15 protein-coding genes are annotated in these 18,666 nt (G+C 55.9%); 10 read left to right on the top strand and 5 right to left on the bottom strand.

Annotated elements, in window-relative coordinates:
• The first annotated feature begins 37 nt into the window (after positions 1–37).
• Positions 38–2,674: a phosphoenolpyruvate carboxylase gene (gene ppc / locus AC2A1E_RS18985; protein WP_484385042.1), complete on the top strand. Its 2,637-nt coding sequence runs from the start codon at positions 38–40 to the stop codon at positions 2,672–2,674.
• Between the two features lie 117 nt (positions 2,675–2,791).
• Here the strand turns inward: ppc and metF are convergent, their stop codons facing one another.
• The 3 genes from metF to metB form a co-directional block, all read right to left on the bottom strand.
• Positions 2,792–3,685, bottom strand: coding sequence for a methylenetetrahydrofolate reductase (gene metF, locus AC2A1E_RS18990; RefSeq protein ID WP_484385043.1), 894 nt, complete (start codon positions 3,683–3,685; stop codon positions 2,792–2,794).
• Positions 3,686–3,899: 214 nt separating this feature from the next.
• A complete protein-coding gene (locus AC2A1E_RS18995; protein ID WP_484385044.1) occupies positions 3,900–6,335 on the bottom strand; it encodes a bifunctional aspartate kinase/homoserine dehydrogenase II in 2,436 nt (811 codons plus the stop codon).
• Positions 6,336–6,337: 2 nt separating this feature from the next.
• The gene (metB, locus tag AC2A1E_RS19000) at positions 6,338–7,498 is read right to left on the bottom strand and encodes a cystathionine gamma-synthase (RefSeq protein WP_484385045.1); all 1,161 of its coding nucleotides are present in this window, start codon (positions 7,496–7,498) and stop codon (positions 6,338–6,340) included.
• A gap of 319 nt (positions 7,499–7,817) precedes the next feature.
• Here metB and metJ point away from each other — a divergent pair, with 319 nt between their 5' ends.
• The gene (gene metJ, locus AC2A1E_RS19005) at positions 7,818–8,135 is read left to right on the top strand and encodes a met regulon transcriptional regulator MetJ (protein ID WP_024913974.1); all 318 of its coding nucleotides are present in this window, start codon (positions 7,818–7,820) and stop codon (positions 8,133–8,135) included.
• A 76-nt stretch (positions 8,136–8,211) separates the two neighbouring features.
• Here metJ and rpmE read toward each other — a convergent pair whose 3' ends face one another.
• Complete coding sequence (rpmE, locus tag AC2A1E_RS19010; protein ID WP_012147462.1) at positions 8,212–8,427, bottom strand: 50S ribosomal protein L31; 216 nt, start codon at positions 8,425–8,427, stop codon at positions 8,212–8,214.
• Positions 8,428–8,622: 195 nt separating this feature from the next.
• Here rpmE and priA point away from each other — a divergent pair, with 195 nt between their 5' ends.
• From priA to rraA, 7 genes are all read left to right on the top strand, one after another.
• Entirely contained in the window at positions 8,623–10,818 is a 2,196-nt protein-coding gene (priA, locus tag AC2A1E_RS19015) for a primosomal protein N' (RefSeq protein WP_484385046.1), read from the top strand.
• A gap of 258 nt (positions 10,819–11,076) precedes the next feature.
• Positions 11,077–12,105 (top strand): DNA-binding transcriptional regulator CytR, encoded by a 1,029-nt coding sequence (gene cytR, locus AC2A1E_RS19020; protein WP_484385047.1) that lies wholly within the window; start codon positions 11,077–11,079, stop codon positions 12,103–12,105.
• A 153-nt stretch (positions 12,106–12,258) separates the two neighbouring features.
• A complete protein-coding gene (gene ftsN, locus AC2A1E_RS19025; RefSeq protein ID WP_484385048.1) occupies positions 12,259–13,185 on the top strand; it encodes a cell division protein FtsN in 927 nt (308 codons plus the stop codon).
• 102 nt (positions 13,186–13,287) lie between these two features.
• A complete protein-coding gene (gene hslV, locus AC2A1E_RS19030; protein WP_459400538.1) occupies positions 13,288–13,818 on the top strand; it encodes an ATP-dependent protease subunit HslV in 531 nt (176 codons plus the stop codon).
• 12 nt (positions 13,819–13,830) lie between these two features.
• On the top strand, positions 13,831–15,165 hold the full coding sequence (gene hslU / locus AC2A1E_RS19035; protein WP_459400539.1) for an ATP-dependent protease ATPase subunit HslU: 1,335 nt from the start codon (positions 13,831–13,833) through the stop codon (positions 15,163–15,165).
• 222 nt (positions 15,166–15,387) lie between these two features.
• Entirely contained in the window at positions 15,388–16,305 is a 918-nt protein-coding gene (locus AC2A1E_RS19040) for a 1,4-dihydroxy-2-naphthoate polyprenyltransferase (RefSeq protein ID WP_484385049.1), read from the top strand.
• A gap of 75 nt (positions 16,306–16,380) precedes the next feature.
• Complete coding sequence (gene rraA / locus AC2A1E_RS19045; RefSeq protein WP_484385050.1) at positions 16,381–16,866, top strand: ribonuclease E activity regulator RraA; 486 nt, start codon at positions 16,381–16,383, stop codon at positions 16,864–16,866.
• A 61-nt stretch (positions 16,867–16,927) separates the two neighbouring features.
• On the opposite strand, the gene zapB is transcribed toward rraA, so the two are convergent.
• Positions 16,928–17,167 carry a septal ring assembly protein ZapB gene (gene zapB / locus AC2A1E_RS19050; protein ID WP_459400541.1) on the bottom strand — a complete coding sequence of 80 codons (240 nt, stop codon included), beginning with the start codon at positions 17,165–17,167 and terminating at the stop codon, positions 16,928–16,930.
• Positions 17,168–17,682: 515 nt separating this feature from the next.
• Between zapB and AC2A1E_RS19055 the strand changes: the two genes are divergently transcribed.
• Positions 17,683–18,528, top strand: a complete 846-nt coding sequence (locus AC2A1E_RS19055; RefSeq protein WP_459400542.1) for an MIP/aquaporin family protein — start codon at positions 17,683–17,685, stop codon at positions 18,526–18,528.
• Positions 18,529–18,666 lie beyond the last annotated feature (138 nt).

The raw sequence follows: 18,666 nt of genomic DNA on the forward strand, positions 1-18,666 counted from the left end.
GTGACGGAGGTATACAGAGAATTGAGCCAGGGGTTATATGAACGAACAATATTCGGCAATGCGAAGTAATGTCAGTATGCTCGGCAAATTGCTCGGCGATACCATCAAAGACGCGCTGGGCGAGCATATTCTCGATCGCGTTGAAACTATCCGTAAGCTTTCCAAATCTTCACGTGCTGGTAATGAAGCACACCGCAAGGAACTGCTGTCGACGCTGCAAAACCTGTCCAACGACGAGTTGCTGCCGGTAGCGCGCGCGTTCAGCCAGTTCCTCAATCTGACCAACGTGGCCGAGCAGTATCACAGCATTTCGCCACACGGTGAGGCGGCGAGCAATCCGGAAGCCTTGGCGCAGCTGTTTACCCGGCTGAAAGATAAACAGCTCAGCACCAAAGATCTGCAAAAGGCGGTAGACGACATCTCTATCGAGCTGGTGCTGACCGCGCATCCGACCGAAATCACCCGCCGTACCCTGATCCACAAACTGGTTGAGGTGAATACCTGCCTCAGCCAGCTCGACCATAACGATCTGGCCGACTACGAGCGCAATAAAATCATGCGCCGTTTGCGCCAGTTGGTGGCGCAATCCTGGCATACCGACGAGATGCGCAAAAACCGCCCATCGCCGGTCGACGAAGCCAAATGGGGCTTTGCGGTAGTAGAAAACAGCCTGTGGGAAGGCGTGCCAGCGTTCCTGCGTGAATTTAACGAGCAGTTGGAAAACTCCATCGACTACCGCCTGCCGGTAGAAGCCGTGCCCATTCGCTTTACCTCCTGGATGGGCGGCGACCGCGACGGCAACCCGAACGTGACGGCAGAAATCACCCGTCATGTGCTGCTTTTAAGCCGCTGGAAAGCCTGTGACCTGTTCACCCGCGATATTCAGGTGCTGGTCTCCGAGCTGTCGATGACCGAATGTACCCCAGAACTGCGTGAACTGGCTGGTGGTGACGACGTACAGGAACCCTACCGTGAGTTGATGAAGCGCCTGCGCAGCCAACTGATGAGCTCCCAAGCCTATCTGGAAGGGCGGCTGAAAGGTGAGCGCGTGCTGCGTCCGCACGATCTGCTGGTAAACAACGAACAACTGTGGGAACCGCTGTACGCCTGTTATCAATCGCTGGTGGCCTGTGGCATGGGGATTATCGCCAACGGCCAACTGCTGGATACTCTGCGCCGCGTGCGCTGTTTCGGCGTGCCGCTGGTGCGTATCGACGTGCGTCAGGAAAGCACCCGCCATACCGAAGCCATCGCCGAACTGACCCGCTATCTGGGGCTGGGCGATTACGAAAGCTGGTCTGAGGCCGATAAACAGGCCTTCCTGATCCGCGAACTGAACTCCAAGCGCCCGCTGGTGCCATTGAAGTGGGATCCGAGCGCCGATACGCAGGAAGTGCTGGAAACCTGCCGCGTCGTCGCGGAAGCACCGCAGGGTTCGATCGCCGCCTATGTGATCTCCATGGCGCGCACGCCATCCGACGTGCTGGCCGTGCACTTGCTGCTGAAAGAAGCCGGTTGCCCATTTGCGCTGCCGGTAGCACCGCTGTTCGAAACCCTCGACGACCTGAACAATGCCGATGACGTGATGACCCAGTTGCTGAATATCGACTGGTATCGCGGCTTTATTCAGGGCAAACAGATGGTGATGATTGGCTATTCCGACTCGGCGAAAGACGCTGGCGTGATGGCGGCCTCCTGGGCGCAGTACCGTGCGCAAGATGCGCTGATCAAAACCTGTGAAAAAGCCGGCGTAGTGCTGACGCTGTTCCACGGCCGTGGCGGTTCGATCGGCCGTGGTGGCGCACCGGCCCATGCCGCTCTGCTGTCACAACCGCCGGGCAGCCTGAAAGGCGGCCTACGCGTTACCGAACAGGGCGAGATGATCCGCTTCAAGTTTGGCCTGCCAGAAGTCGCCATCAGCAGCCTGGCGCTGTATACCGGCGCGGTGCTGGAAGCCAACCTGTTGCCACCGCCAGAGCCGAAAAAAGAGTGGCGCTCGCTGATGGATGAACTGTCCGAAACCTCATGCAAAATGTATCGCGGTTACGTGCGTGAAAACCCAGACTTCGTGCCCTATTTCCGCGCCGCAACGCCGGAGCAGGAACTGGGCAAGCTGCCGCTGGGTTCGCGCCCGGCCAAGCGTCGCCCGAACGGTGGCGTTGAGAGCCTGCGTGCCATTCCGTGGATCTTCGCCTGGACGCAGAACCGCCTGATGCTACCGGCCTGGCTGGGTGCGGGGGCAGGTTTGCAGGAAGCGGTGAAGGCGGGTAAGCAAGATCAGTTGGAAGCCATGTGCCGCAACTGGCCGTTCTTCTCGACCCGTATCGCCATGTTGGAAATGGTGTTTTCCAAAACCGATCTGTGGCTGGCGGAATACTACGATCAGCGCTTGGTAGATAAATCGCTGTGGCCGTTGGGCAAGCAGCTGCGCGATCAGTTGGAAAGCGATATCAAAGTAGTATTGACCATCGCCAACGACGATAACCTGATGGCAGACCTGCCGTGGATCGCCGAATCCATTGCGCTGCGTAACGTTTACACCGATCCGCTCAACGTGCTGCAAGCCGAACTGCTGCACCGTTCACGCCAGCAGGAACACCCGGACGCACGGGTTGAACAGGCGCTGATGGTGACCATTGCCGGCGTTGCCGCCGGGATGCGTAATACCGGCTAGTTATTCCACCGGTAGAGAAAAAGCACTGCAATTTGCGGTGCTTTTTTTATTGGTAAAACCCACATAAAAAAAGCGCAGTGATTACGCACCGCGCTTTTTTCAATAACAATCCCTAGATCAGGCGATTGCTGGACGAACCCCTAACGTGTGGCAGATGGCATAGCTCATTTCCGCACGATTCAGCGTATAGAAATGGAAATCCTTCACCCCTTCTCGGCTGAGGATCTTCACCATATCCATCGCGATATTGGCACCGACCATTTTGCGGGTTTCCGGATCGTCGTCCAGCCCGGCAAACATGCTGGTCATCCAGCTTGGTACTCGCACATTGGTCATCGTGGCAAAGCGCTGTAACTGTTTGAAGTTGGAAACTGGCAGGATCCCCGGCACGATTTCTACATCAATCCCGGTCGCCACGCAGCGATCGCGGAAACGCAGGTAACTTTCCACGTCAAAGAAGAACTGAGTAATTGCCCGGTTGGCACCGGCATCAATTTTGCGCTTCAGGTTGATCAAGTCTGCCTGGGCGCTTTTCGCTTCCGGATGCACTTCCGGATAGGCCGCCACAGAGATATCGAAATCGCCGACGTCTTTCAGCAGCGTGACCAGATCGGCAGCATACATTTCCGGCTTGCCGCTGCCCGGTGGCAAATCGCCGCGCAGGGCAACGATATGGCGAATACCGCTGTTCCAGTAATCGGTAGCAATATCACGCAGTTGTGCAGGGCTGGCATCGATACAGGTCAGATGCGGTGCGGCATCCAGGCCGGTACGCTCTTTAATGCCTTTGATGATGCTGTGGGTGCGATCGCGCTCGCCAGAGTTGGCACCGTAGGTCACGGAGACAAATTTGGGTTTGAGGCTGCTCAGACGATCGATCGACTGCCACAAGGTGTCTTCCATCTCGCTGGTACGCGGCGGGAAAAACTCGAACGACACATTAATCTGGCCGCTTAACTCCGCCAGATTCTGATTCAGCGCTTCCCGCTGGTTTGCGTGAAAAAAACTCATACCCTGTCCGCCTCTTATCGATCACTGTGTTTTGCTTTATTTTAGTAAGCGTCTATACGTTTAGACGTCTAGATAGAAAATGCCGTATGTGACCTAAAGAGTCAACAGGAAAGTGAGGGTAATACGATGAGTAATCCTCACACAACATGAGAGAATTTCATGATAGTACTCACGGAGAGAGAAACCGGGCGCCATCCGTTGCGCCCGTTGAGGATTAAAGCAGTTGTGCCAAGCGGTTAAGATCCGACTGGATTGCACCGGCAGTCACATCGCGCCCCGCCCCTGGCCCACGGATCACCAGCGGGTTATCACGATACCAGCGGCTCTCGATGGCAAACACGTTGTCGCACGGTAACAGCGAAGCCAGCGGATGCTCCGTGCGTACGGCTTCTACACCGACGCGCGCTTTGCCATTGGCGTCAAAACGCGCGACGTGGCGCAGCACCAATCCCATTTCGCTGGCAGCTTCGAAGCGTTGCAGCATTTGCTGGTTCAGCGCATCACCGTTTTCGAAGAACTGATCGATGGAGCCTTGATCCGCCCCGGCAGGCACCAGCGATTCCACGCGCACCTGATTCGGTTCAATGTCGTAACCCGCCTCACGCGCCAGGATCACTAACTTGCGCATCACGTCCTGCCCAGAGAGATCGACGCGCGGATCTGGCTCCGTCAAGCCCTGTTGCCAAGCCTGATCTACCAGTTCGGTGAACGGCACCGTGCCATCAAACTGTAGGAACAGCCAAGACAGCGTGCCAGAGAAAATACCGCTGAGCGCCAGAATGCTGTCGCCGCTGTCGCGCAGATCGCGCACGGTGTGGTTCACCGGTAAACCTGCGCCCACGGTGGCGTTATACAGCCAGTGGCTGCCGGTTTTGGCGAATGCATCACGAATCTGCCGATAGTTAGCGCTGCACGAAGCGCCCGCCAGTTTGTTGGCGCTGATCACATGGAAACCGTAGCTGGCAAAGTCCAGATACTGTTCTGCCAGGTTTTCACTGGCGGTGACGTCAAGCACCACCAGATCGTCAAACGGATGGGCTCGCATCCACAGGAACAGCGATTCTTCATCCAATTCCTGGGCTTCTTCTTCAAAGAACGCCAACGCGCGGCTGGTATCCAACCCATCGTAATTCAGCAGGCTGCGGCGACTGTCCACCACCCCTGCCAAGGTGAATTCAAAACCGCTGCGCGCCGAGAGGTTCTTCTGCTCGCGGGCAAACAACTCCAGCCAGCGCGAACCGATGTTGCCCTTGCCGAACAGCACCAGACCGATGCGTTTTTCCGCGCGGAACAGCGTCTGATGCAGGCCCTGAATCAGCAGGCCAGTTGGTCCCTGACGCAGCACCGCCACCAGGCTGATGCCATCCTCCGCCTGCCAGATGAATTCTACCGGCTGATCGTTCAACTGCTGGTAAAAACGGTGGCTGTGTAACGGGTTCTTGCACACGCCAGCACCGACCAGAGCCACCAGCGCCAACCCTTCACGCAGTTGCAGTTCACCCGGCAACACCGCCTCTTGCAGAACGCGCAAGACGCTGTTCACCACTTCCGAGGTATAGCACAGTTGGATCAGGTTACGGTCAGGATGGATACCCACGGCCAGCGGTTTGATCTGTGCACGCTTCAGCACCAGCTCCAGCTCTTTCTGCGCCAGCTTGAAGTCATGCCGTGGAGCCACGCTGAATTCAATCAGGCAAACATCATCATGGCTGGTCACAATTTTGGCACCGGTGCCGGAAGCCAGCACACGTTCGATGCGTGTCGAGCCCTGTTCCGGCTGATAGCTGCAACGCAGTTGCAGATCGATGTCACTGCCGGAAACCGGCTGCAACGTGCGGGTATGCAGTACCGGTGCCGCCAGGCGAGCCAGTTCGCTGGCTTCGTCCAAGCGCAACAGCGGCAGCAGGCAGGCATCTTTCACCTTACGCGGATCGGCGCTGTAAACCCCGGCCACGTCGCTCCAGATGGTGACACGCGCCACACCGGCCAACGCGCCGATCTGCGTGGCAGAATAGTCACTGCCGTTACGCCCGAGCAGCACGGTTTCACCAGCATCGTTGCGAGAAATAAAGCCGGTCACCACCAAGCGCTTGCCTGGATGTTGCGCCAGCAACTGCTGCAATAAAGGATAGGAGCGGCCTTCGTCCACCTGCGGTTGCGCCGCACGTTCAGCGCGCAGAAAATCACGCGCATCCAGCCACACCGCCTGCATATCCTGTTTGTTCAGTACGGCAGCCATCAGGCGCGCCGACCAGATTTCACCATGGCCGACCACTTCCGCATACGCCGCATCATCAACTTTACCGTCCAACAAAGCCGCCAGGCGCTCAAGATCCTGAATAAATTCGGCAATCAGCGGTTCAGCCGTTTCCGGCGGCAACAAGCCCCCGATTAATTCGCTGTGATAACGGCGCAGCGTTTGCTGCACCTGATGTGCGGAAAGACGATCACTCTGGCTCAGCTTCAACCAACTAATCAGTTGGTTAGTGGTGCTACCGGCCGCCGAAACCACCATCATGTCACCCGGCTGGCTGTACTCGGCCATAATCCCGGCCACCCGTTGATAACACTTCACATCGGCCAGACTGCTGCCACCAAATTTGTGCAGTTGACGCCCGTTAACCGCCCCTGCTACCGCAATTGCATTCATGCTTACCTCGTTGCCGCCGCCTGGAAGGCTTGTTCCAGATCGGCAATCAAATCATCACAGTCTTCAATACCCACGGAAATACGCAGCAGGCTTTCGGAAATACCGGCTGCAGCACGGGCTTCTGGCGCCATCCCGGCGTGAGTCATGGTCGCGGCATGCGAGATCAGACTTTCTACGCCACCCAATGATTCCGCCAGCGTAAACAGTTCCAGGGCCGACAGGAAACGCCGTAACAGCGCTTCGTCACCGTCCAGTTCAAAACTGAGCATGGCACCGAACCCGAGTTGCTGACGGCATGCAATCTCATGGCCAGGGTTTTCCGGCAGTGAAGGATGATACAGCTTTTTGACCAACGGTTGCTGCTGTAAATAGCTGACAATTGCCCCGGCATTGTGCTGCGCCGCCTTGATACGCGGTGACAGAGTACGGATGCCGCGCAACAGCAGATAGCTGTCGAACGCAGCCCCGGTAACGCCAATATTATTCGCCCACCACGCCAGTTCCACCGCCAGATCCTTGTCTTTAGCGATCACCGCACCGGCAACCACGTCAGAATGGCCGTTGAGGTATTTGGTGCAAGAATGCACCACCAGATCGGCACCCAGCGTGAGCGGCTGTTGCAATGCCGGGCTGAGGAAGGTGTTATCCACTACCGTCAGCGCACCTGCCTCATGCGCCGCGTGACAGATAGCCGCAATATCCACCACGCGCAGCAGCGGGTTGCTTGGGCTTTCGATCAGCACCAGCTTCGGCTTTTGCGCCAGCGCCTGTTGCAGTTCGGCTTCATTCCCCTGATCGACAAACAGCACGCGATAGGCACCGCGCTTGCTCAGGCTATCGAACAGGCGATAGCTGCCGCCGTAACAATCGTGCGGAGCCACCAGCAGATCGCCCGGTTTCAGCAGCACGGTGGTCACCAGATGGATCGCCGACATCCCGCTGCCGGTCATGACCGCGCCTGCACCGCCTTCCAACTCCGCCAGCGCACGCTGCACCACATCACGCGTCGGGTTACCACGGCGTGAATAATCATGGGCACGAGGCTGATTGAAATCGGTGAAGTTATAAGTGCTCGAAAGGTGGATCGGCGGGACGACACAGCCGTACTGTTCGTCGTCATTCAGACCGCTACGCACGGCAATGGTGGCTGGTTTACGCGTCATAGGGTGGCTCGGCTCTCGGAAAGTGGGTAAATGAGGCCTAAAGATTACTCGCAGCGGAAATAGACGTCAATACATCTGGACATCTAAACTTCTTTGCGTATAGATTGAGCAAAGCGCCAATACCCGCTAAAATTGTAGCGGTTTGTGATGACGACAAGATGTTAATGCAAAAATGCATGCACAAGGTCTACTGAAGGTCGCAATTCGGTGAGTCTTATCGCGTAAAATTGACATTTATTAGTGAGAACAGTGAAGATCGGGCATAATTAGCCGGTTTCTAGAATGATGGTAGTTTTTCTGACAAATTTTAAGGTGTCCCATGGCTGAGTGGAACGGCGAGTATGTCAGCCCTTACGCTGAACACGGTAAAAAAAGCGAGCAAGTAAAAAAAATCACGGTCTCCATTCCGCTGAAGGTCCTGAAGATCCTGACCGATGAACGGACCCGCCGCCAGGTCAACAACCTGCGCCACGCGACCAACAGCGAATTGCTGTGCGAAGCATTCCTGCACGCTTTTACTGGCCAGCCGCTGCCGAACGATGAAGATCTGCGCAAAGAACGCAGCGATGAAATCCCGGAAGCCGCGAAAGTGCTGATGCGTGAATTGGGTGTGGATCCCGATACCTGGGATTACTGATCCCAACCTGCCAATGCAGATGGCAGAAACGAAAAAAGGCGCCGAAGGCGCCTTTTTCATCTGACGGTAAGAAATCTTATTTCTTAGCGCCTGGTACGCTGAAACGCTTGTTAAAGCGGTCAACGCGGCCACCGGTAGCAACATCACGCTGCTTGCCAGTGTAGAACGGGTGGCATTCGCCACAAACGTCCAGGTTCAGATCGTGACCCACGGTAGAGCGGATTTTGATCACGTTACCGCAAGAGCAGTTAGCAGTAACTTCTTCGTATTTTGGGTGGATACCTTGTTTCATGGGAAACCTCAGTTAAGGCCGTGTCGCTATCCAGCCCTGTTCCGCCAGACACCACACGTGGTTGATAAATTTTGATATGGAATTATATCAAAGGCGGCAAATTATACAGAATTAAATAGACTGCGCAAACGGATCCGTACATTTAGCGGCCCGCAGTGTAAACTAGCCACCACTTTTTTCTAGCTGGATCGCCACATGCCCGTTGTACAGGTTGCTTTACCGGTTCCCCTCGCCCGTACCTTCGATTATCTGCTGCCAGAAGGCTTGCAGCCGGTCATCGGCGCGCGCGTGGGTGTGCCCTGGGGAAAGCAACGGGCGATCGGGATTGTTGTCGGCTGTAGCGAAACCAGCGAACTGCCGCTGGAAAAGCTGAAACCCATCGACAGCCTGCTGGATAACGCCCCCCTGTTCTCCCCCAGCCTGTGGCGCATCCTGCTGTGGGCGGTTGAATACTACCATTACCCGATTGGTGAAGTGCTGTTCCACGCGTTGCCGATCCTGCTGCGCCAAGGTAAACCCGCGGAGACAACCCCGCTGTGGCAATGGTTTGCCACCGAACAGGGGCGCGCCACGCCACCGGAAAGCCTCAAACGAGCCCCCAAGCAGCAACAGGCGCTAGCGGCACTGCTGCAACGCCCGGTTTATCGCCACCAGGTCAGCGAACTCGAACTGACCGACAGCGCATTACAGGCATTACGCGCCAAAGGGTTAGCCGATCTCCGCGCTCAGGTATTGGCAACGCAGGACTGGCGGCCCGGTTTTGAGGTCCTCGGTGAACGACTGCGGCTCAATACCGAACAGGCCACCGCAGTGGGAGCCATCCGCAGTGAAGACGATCACTTCGCCGCTTGGCTGCTGGCGGGGGTAACTGGCTCCGGCAAGACCGAAGTTTATCTCAGCGTGCTGGAAAACATTCTGGCCAAAGGTAAACAGGCGCTGGTATTGGTGCCGGAAATCGGCCTGACGCCGCAGACCATCGCCCGCTTTCGCGAACGGTTTAACGCACCGGTGGACGTGCTGCATTCCGGCCTGAACGACAGCGAACGGCTGGCCGTTTGGCTGCGCGCCCGCAGCGGTGAAGCGGCCATTGTGATCGGCACCCGTTCAGCGCTGTTCACCCCGTTTTCGCGCCTTGGGGTGATTATCATCGATGAAGAACACGACAGCTCCTATAAACAGCAGGAAGGCTGGCGTTACCATGCCCGCGACCTGGCGGTATTCCGTGCCCACGCCGAAGATATTCCGATGGTGATGGGTTCTGCCACCCCGGCGTTGGAAACGCTGCACAACGTGCAACTGGGTAAATATCGCCAGCTTAAACTGACCCAGCGCGCAGGTAATGCCAAACCGGCCAACCAGCACCTGATCGATCTGAAGGGCCTGCCGCTAAAAGTCGGGCTGTCGCAACCGCTGCTGAAAAGCATGCAGCACCACTTGAAGAACGGCAATCAGGTGATACTGTTCCTCAACCGCCGTGGCTATGCGCCTGCGCTGTTATGCCATGAATGTGGTTGGATCGCCGAGTGCCAACGTTGTGACCACTACTACACTATCCACCAGAATCAGCGCCAGCTGCGTTGCCACCACTGCGACAGCCAGCGCCCGGTACCACACCAGTGCCCGCAGTGCGGTTCCACGCATCTGGTCTCCGTCGGCGTCGGTACCGAACAGTTGGAAAATGAGCTGGCACCGCTGTTCCCGGAAACGGCCATCACCCGTATCGATCGTGATACCACCAGCCGCAAAGGCTCGCTGGAACAACATCTGGCGGATATCCACCGCGGCGGCCCACGTATTCTGATCGGCACCCAGATGCTGGCAAAAGGCCACCACTTCCCGGATGTGACGCTGGTTGCGTTGCTGGATGTCGATGGTGCCCTGTTCTCCGCCGATTTCCGCTCTGCCGAGCGCTTCGCCCAGTTGTATACCCAGGTTTCTGGCCGCGCCGGGCGCGCGGGCAAACAGGGTGAAGTGCTGTTACAAACCCATCACCCCGAACACCCTCTGTTGCAAATCCTGTTGCAACAGGGCTATGACGCCTTCGCCAAACAGACGCTGGCGGAGCGCAACAGCGTATTTCTGCCGCCTTATACCAGCCACATTATTGTGCGTTCGGAAGATCACGATAATCAGCAGGCCCCGCTGTTCTTACAGCAACTGCGCAATCTGCTGGAAGCCAGCCCGCTGAAGGATGATTCGCTGTGGGTTATGGGCCCGGTTCCAGCATTACAGTCGAAGCGCGGTGGCCGTTTCCGTTGGCAGTTACTGCTGCAACACCCTTCCCGACGCCTGCTGCAACACCTGATGAAAACCACTCTGCCGCTGATTGGTACCCTGCCACAAGCACGCAAAGTGAAATGGATGTTGGATGTTGATCCGATCGACAGTTGAACTCAGAGCAAACTGATTCAGCGCACAAAGACCCTTGAATTTGCGAGGTAACACGAAAAAACCTTCCTAACTCACACTTTTTATGAAATTTAGGTAACAAAAGCCGAGCGTAATCTGTTTAGAATGTCGGTGCAGGCAAGCAGCATGATGGAAGCTTTGAACGTGGATGGCGCTAACAATAACAACACCACCGCACGCCAGAATGTATGAGTTTACCCAGTTGTCGCGTTGGCATGGGCCAACGCAAGGAGAAAGGCGTTGGAACACAAGAAAGAACTATCCATGGCCACCATGAAAGACGTTGCTGAAATGGCCGGCGTTTCAACGGCAACCGTGTCCCGTGCGCTGATGAATCCGGAAAAGGTGTCAACGCCAACGCGTCAGAAAGTAGAACAGGCCGTGCTGGCCGTGGGTTACTCCCCTCATGCCCTCTCACGCAATATCAAACGCAATGAATCCCGCACCATCTTGGTGATCGTTCCCGATATCTGCGATCCGTTTTTTGCCGACGTGATCCAGGGGATCGAGCAAACCGCAGCGCAACAGGGATATCTGGTCCTGATCGGCGACTGTGCGCAACAGAACCAGCAGGAACGCACTTTCGTTAACCTGATTATCACCAAGCAAATTGACGGTATGCTGCTGCTCGGCTCTAACCTGCCGTTCGACGCCAGCAAGGAAGAACAACGCAACCTGCCACCAATGGTGATGGCCAACGAATTTGCACCGGAACTGGAACTGCCGACGGTGCATATCGACAACCTGACCGCCGCCTTCGAAGCCGTGCATTATCTGCATCAGCTTGGCCACAAGCAGATCGCCTGTGTGGCGGGGCCGGAACACATGCCGCTGAGCCATTATCGGTTGCAGGGTTACATTCAGGCGCTACGCCGTAATGGTATTAGCGTTGAAAGCAGTTATATTACCCGGGGTGATTTCACCTACGAAGCGGGCGCTCAAGCCCTGAAATCGCTGATGGCCCTGCCAAAACCTCCTACAGCCATCTTCTGTCACAACGACATTATGGCTATTGGCGTACTGTTTCAGGCCAAAAAACTGGGCTTGCGGGTACCGCAGGATCTCTCCGTTGTCGGCTTTGACGATATCAAGCCAGCACAGTATTGTGATCCCCCTTTAACCACGGTGGCGCAGCCTCGTTTCCTGATCGGTCAGCAAGCCATGCTGCTACTGCTGGAACAATTGCACGGGCAGACGGTGAACAGCGGATCCCGGCTTTTGGACAGTGAATTGATTATCCGTGACAGCACTGCGGCCCCGAAACGCTAGTCAAACATTTTTGGGTTAAGTAACATGGCGGACTCAAAACCTATCAGATAGGTATAATTATTGTTGTGGTCATTTCTGCCGAAGCAGCAAAGGTGGCCAATCAAACAGCCTAGAGGATAGGCTTTAACCTCATCAGGACACAGCGGAATTATAGTGGCACAGAGAGACTATGTAAGCCGCGGGCGCTCAGGGGCAGCGCGGCGCAAGACCCCCAGCCGTAAACGCAGTTCTCCGAAGGTATCCAAAACCGTGGTGGCGCTTGCCGTTGCCCTTCTGGTTGTCTTTATCGGTGGCCTCTATTTCATTACGCACCACAAACCAGACGATGCCCCGTTGCTGCCTACGCACGGCTCTCGCCCAGGTAACGGCCTGCCGCCGAAGCCGGAAGAGCGTTGGCGCTATATTAAAGAGCTGGAGAATCGTCAGATTGGCGTGCAATCACCCACCGAACCTAGGGCCGGTGGCGATGATAATACCAAAACCCAACTGACCGCCGAACAGCGCCAGTTGCTGGAACAGATGCAGGCTGACATGCAGCAGCGCCCGACGCAGTTGTCTGAAGTGCCTTATAACGATCCGTCACAGCTGCGCGGCAATGGTCGCCAGCAGCAACAGATACCACAACAGCAAATACCGCAGCAGGTGCAACAGCAGCAGCCGGTGAGCCAACCGCGTAACCCGTTCAACAACGACGCGGCACCGGTACAGCAGCACCAACAACCGGTGCAACAGCCGAAGCCACAAGCGGTCACTCCGCCGGTACCAACCCGGCAGCCGGAACCTAAGCCGAAACCGGAAGTGAAGCCCGAAGTGAAAGCGGAAACGGCCAAGCAGGAAGCCAAGCCAGAGCAGAAACAGAAGTGGATGGTGCAATGTGGTTCGTTCCGTGCCACCGATCAGGCCGAATCGGTACGCGCACAGTTGGCGTTTGAAGGCATCGAAAGCCGCATCACGGCGGGTGGTGGTTGGAACCGCGTGATGCTCGGCCCCTACAGCAACCGGGCTGCCGCCGACAAAACCCTGGCCCGCCTGAAGGGCTCCGGCATGTCGAGTTGCATTCCCCTCGCCGTCGGGGGTTGAAAAGCGTCACTTCTCCCCCAACTATACTCTCAATATGCCCCGTTGCTTCTGTGCAAGCAGAGACAACGGGGTCTTCTTTCCGTCTGCAACGAGGGTCTGCTCGTGACAACAATTGTAAGCGTACGCCGCAACGGCCAAGTAGTGATCGGTGGCGATGGCCAGGCCACACTAGGCAACACGGTCATGAAGGGCAACGTCAAGAAAGTCCGTCGCCTGTATAACGATAAAGTGATTGCCGGTTTCGCTGGTGGTACTGCTGACGCCTTCACGCTGTTCGAGTTGTTCGAGCGCAAGCTGGAGATGCACCAAGGCCACTTGGTGAAAGCCGCCGTTGAGTTGGCGAAGGATTGGCGTACCGATCGTATGCTGCGCAAACTCGAAGCGCTGCTGGCGGTAGCAGATGAAAATGCCTCGCTGATCATCACAGGTAACGGTGATGTGGTGCAGCCAGAAAATGATTTGATCGCCATCGGCTCCGGCGGTCCCTACGCCCAGTCGGCGGCCCGCGCACTGTTGGAAAATACCGAACTGAGCGCCCGCGAAATCGTTGAGAAATCCCTCAGCATCGCCGGTGACATCTGTATTTACACCAACCAGTTCCACACTATTGAAGAATTGCCTTCCAAAGCGTAAGGATCGAATACTATGTCTGAAATGACCCCGCGCGAGATCGTCAGCGAACTGGACAGCTACATCATTGGCCAGAACAAGGCCAAACGCGCTGTTGCCATTGCCCTGCGCAACCGCTGGCGCCGGATGCAGCTCAACGAGACGCTGCGTCACGAAGTCACCCCTAAAAATATCCTGATGATCGGCCCGACCGGCGTCGGTAAAACCGAGATCGCCCGTCGTTTGGCCAAACTGGCCAATGCGCCGTTTATCAAAGTGGAAGCCACCAAGTTCACCGAAGTGGGCTATGTCGGTAAAGAAGTGGATTCCATCATCCGCGATCTGACCGATGCCGCTGTGAAAATGGTGCGCTTGCAGTCGATCGAGAAAAACCGTACCCGCGCCGAAGAGATGGCCGAAGAACGGCTGCTCGACGTACTGATCCCACCGGCCAAAAACAACTGGGGCCAGGCCGAAGAGCAGCAGGAACCTTCTGCCGCCCGTCAGGTATTTCGCAAGAAATTGCGTGAAGGCCAGTTGGACGATAAAGAAATCGAAATCGATCTGGCCGCCGCACCAATGGGCGTCGAAATCATGGCCCCTCCGGGCATGGAAGAGATGACCAACCAGTTGCAGTCGATGTTCCAGAACCTCGGCGGGCAGAAACAGAAACCCCGTAAGCTGAAGATCAAAGAAGCCTTCAAACTGCTGGTGGAAGAAGAAGCCGCCAAGCTGGTGAACCCGGAAGAGCTGAAAGAGCAGGCGGTAGAAGCCGTTGAGCAGCACGGCATCGTGTTTATCGATGAGATCGACAAAATCTGTAAGCGTGGCGGCCAAAGTTCCGGCCCGGACGTTTCCCGTGAAGGCGTGCAGCGCGATCTGCTGCCGTTGGTGGAAGGTTGTACGGTATCCACCAAGCACGGCATGGTGAAAACCGATCACATCCTGTTCATCGCTTCCGGCGCTTTCCAGACCGCCAGCCCTGCCGATCTGATCCCGGAACTGCAAGGCCGCTTGCCAATCCGCGTTGAGCTACAGGCGCTGACCACGGAAGATTTCGAACGCATCCTGACCGAACCTAGCGCATCGCTGACCGAACAATATAAAGCGCTGATGGGCACCGAAGGCGTGACAATCGACTTCACTGCCGAGGGCATCCGCCGCATCGCCGAAGCCGCCTGGCAGGTGAATGAGCGCACCGAAAACATCGGCGCACGTCGTCTGCACACCGTGTTGGAGCGTCTGATGGAAGATATTTCCTATGACGCGAGTGAAATTAACGGTCAATCCATTACAATTGACGCCGATTACGTGCGCAATCACTTGGATGAACTGGTAGCGGATGAAGATCTGAGTCGTTTTATCCTATAATTGCGCTATACCCAAGTTACTTCACGTTGCAGGAAGGCGGCAACTGAACGAAGCCCCAGGAGCTTACTCAAGTAAGTGACTGGGGTGAGCGAAGGCAGCCAACACCCCTGCAGCTTGAAGGGCGACGGGTATATCAATGTCCTGTCAGTTATCGTTGTGGGAGGCATTGCCTCCCACATTTATTTCGAACGGACACCGCCTTTTGACTTACTGAAGCGAAACATGAGCTTATCAACCCCCACCACCCCGGCTAAAGCCTGGCTGGAAAGTTTACGACCGCGTACCTTGCCGTTGGCGTTTGCCTCCATCGTTGTCGGTTCTGCTATCGCCGCCTGGCAAGGCAGCCTCAAACCGGGTGTAGCCCTGTTGGCCTTGCTGACCGCTGGCCTGTTGCAGATCCTCTCCAATCTGGCCAATGACTATGGCGACGCGGTAAAAGGCAGTGACAACGAAGATCGCATCGGCCCGCTGCGCGGTATGCAGAAAGGGATGATCACTCAGGCCCAGATGAAACGGGCGTTGGTGCTGACGGTGATCCTGATTGCCATTTCCGGTTGCTGGCTGATTGCTATCGCCTGCGAAAAACCCGGTGATGTGGTCGGTTTCCTGGTGCTGGGTGGCTTGGCGATCGTCGCCGCCATTACCTATACCGTGGGTAACAAACCCTATGGCTATTTGGGATTGGGGGATATTTCGGTTCTGGTGTTTTTCGGCTGGCTCAGCGTGGCGGGCTCGCACTATCTGCAAACACACACCTTTGACAGCATCGTGATGCTGCCAGCCACTGCCTGCGGCCTGTTGGCAGCAGCGGTACTCAACATCAATAACCTGCGTGATATCGAAAGCGACCGCGTCAACGGAAAAAATACCCTGGCGGTGCGCCTCGGGCCGCAGAAAGCACGTTACTACCACGCCTTTCTGTTGATCGCCGCCGTGGTGTGCTTCGCGCTGTTTACCCTGCTCAACCTGAATAGCCTGTGGGGTTGGCTGTTTGTGCTGGCCATACCACTGCTGTTGCGCCACGGTATGCGCGTGCTGCGCGATCCCACCGTCATCGGCATGCGCCCGATGCTGGAGCACATGGTGAAGGCAGCATTACTGGTCAACCTGTTATTCGCTATCGGCGTGGTGCTCAGTTAAAAACTGATGATTTTGCCAACAGGGCGAATAAAGGGATATACTGACTATTCCAGCGGCAAACTGACGTAAAATCCTATGAAATACGATACTTCCGAACTCTGTGATATTTATCAGGAAGAGGTCAACGTGGTTGAACCTCTGTTCTCTAATTTTGGCGGGCGTACTTCATTTGGCGGGCAAATCACTACGGTGAAATGCTTCGAGGATAACGGCCTGCTGTTCGAACTGCTCGAAGAAAACGGCCGTGGCCGCGTGTTGCTGATCGACGGTGGTGGCTCTGTGCGCCGCGCGCTGATCAACGCTGAGCTGGCACGCCTGGCAACCCAGAACGAATGGGAAGGCATCGTGATTTACGGTGCGGTACGCCAGGTGGACGATCTGGAAGAGTTGGACATCGGTATTCAGGCTATGGCCGCAATCCCGGTGGGCGCTACCAGTGAAGGCATTGGTGAGAGTGATATCCGCGTTAACTTCGGGGGCGTCACCTTCTTCTCTGGCGATCATCTCTACGCCGACAATACCGGTATCATTCTTTCCGAAGATCCTCTTGATATCGAGTAACCGCAGAATATGAAAAAGGGCGCCCAGACGCCCTTTTCTCGATCTCAGCTAACGGACCAGATTAGACCTCTTCCATTTTGCCCAGCAGTGCACGCAGGCGATCTTGCCAAACATGCTGCTCTTCTTTCAGCTGCTGATTCTCACGCGCCAGCGCTTCGTGGTTACCCGCAGCGTTCTGAACGTCCTGAGACAGAGCATTATTCTTCTCTTTCAGTTCTTCAATTTCCATCTGCAACAGAGTGATGGTATCAATCGCCTGCTGAACTTTTGCTTCCAGTTTTTCAAATACTTCAAATGACATTCTTCAGTCCCCTCATGATAGCAAGGCGTACATCTATAAGTAGCGCCGCAACATCGGCTGCAGCTACTGCGAATATGCATCGCGCCAAATGACACGCACTGTTATGGAAAACGCGCGTGTCTCAATAAAACGCTTCTTTCAATAAAAACGATTGTATGTAGCCTGCCTCTCACTGTCTAGCAACATACCGGCCCAACGCGCAGTCTGTTGCAATTTTCTTACCGCCACTTTGTCGTTGTTAACAAAAGAAAATCAAACCCATGGTCAGATCACACTTTCATGGCTCATAAAAAACACTAAATAACGCGAATTCGCTCAATTTTATGACGAAGTACACACATTTTGATTTCGCTATTTCTCGTTTATGTTCGTTAACGATAAATTCACATCACGTCCTCAATCTATAAGTGGACGAGATGAAAAAACTGTACCTCAGGCCACAACGCGAAACGCGCCAAGCCTGTATACCCAGCAGGATATAAACCTATAACCATCGTCTGCAGGACAATAATATTATGAGCCAAACCACCAGTCCGACTTTAAAAGGCCAGTGTATCGCGGAGTTCCTCGGTACCGGTCTGTTGATCTTCTTTGGCGTAGGCTGCGTTGCAGCGCTGAAACTGGCCGGTGCCAGCTTCGGTCAGTGGGAAATCAGTATCATTTGGGGTCTGGGCGTTGCCATGGCCATCTATCTGACCGCCGCGATCTCCGGCGCACACCTGAACCCGGCCGTCACGCTGGCGCTGTGGTTGTTCGCTTGCTTTGATGGCCGCAAAGTCCTCCCTTACATCGTGGCGCAGGTTGCCGGGGCCTTCTGCGCCGCAGCGCTGGTCTACGGATTGTATTACAACCTGTTCTTCGACTTTGAGAGCGCCAATCAGATGGTGCGCGGCAGTGATGAAAGCCTGGCGTTGGCCGGTATCTTCTCCACCTATCCCAATGCCCATATCTCCGTCGGCCAGGCCTTCCTGGTAGAAACAGTGATCACCGCCATTCTGATGTGCCTGATTCTGGCACTGACCGACGACGGCAACGGCATTCCGCGTGGCCCACTGGCCCCGCTGTTGATCGGTATTCTGATTGCCGTCATCGGTGCCTCTATGGGACCATTAACCGGCTTCGCACTGAACCCGGCGCGTGACTTCGGCCCGAAACTGTTCGCTTATCTGGCAGGCTGGGGCAAAGTGGCCTTCACCGGCGCACGTGATATCCCTTACTTCCTGGTACCGATCTTCGGCCCTATCGTCGGTGCCGGTCTGGGTGCTTTCGGTTACCGCGCGCTGATTGGCCGCCATCTGCCTTGCGACGTTTGCGTCGAAGAAGACCAACCCGCCGCCAAGCCAGAACAGCGTAACGCGTGATTGGCACAAAGTTCTATACCCAATGGATTTCAAGATGCAGGTAGGCGGCAACGGAGTGACAAATCGGTGATTAACCGATTTGAACAGCGCTTGCGCTGGCCCGTAGGGAGAGCCTCAAGAATGAGGCTCATAATCCCG

Source organism: Serratia sp. HNCC26DJ206 (assembly GCF_057180605.1).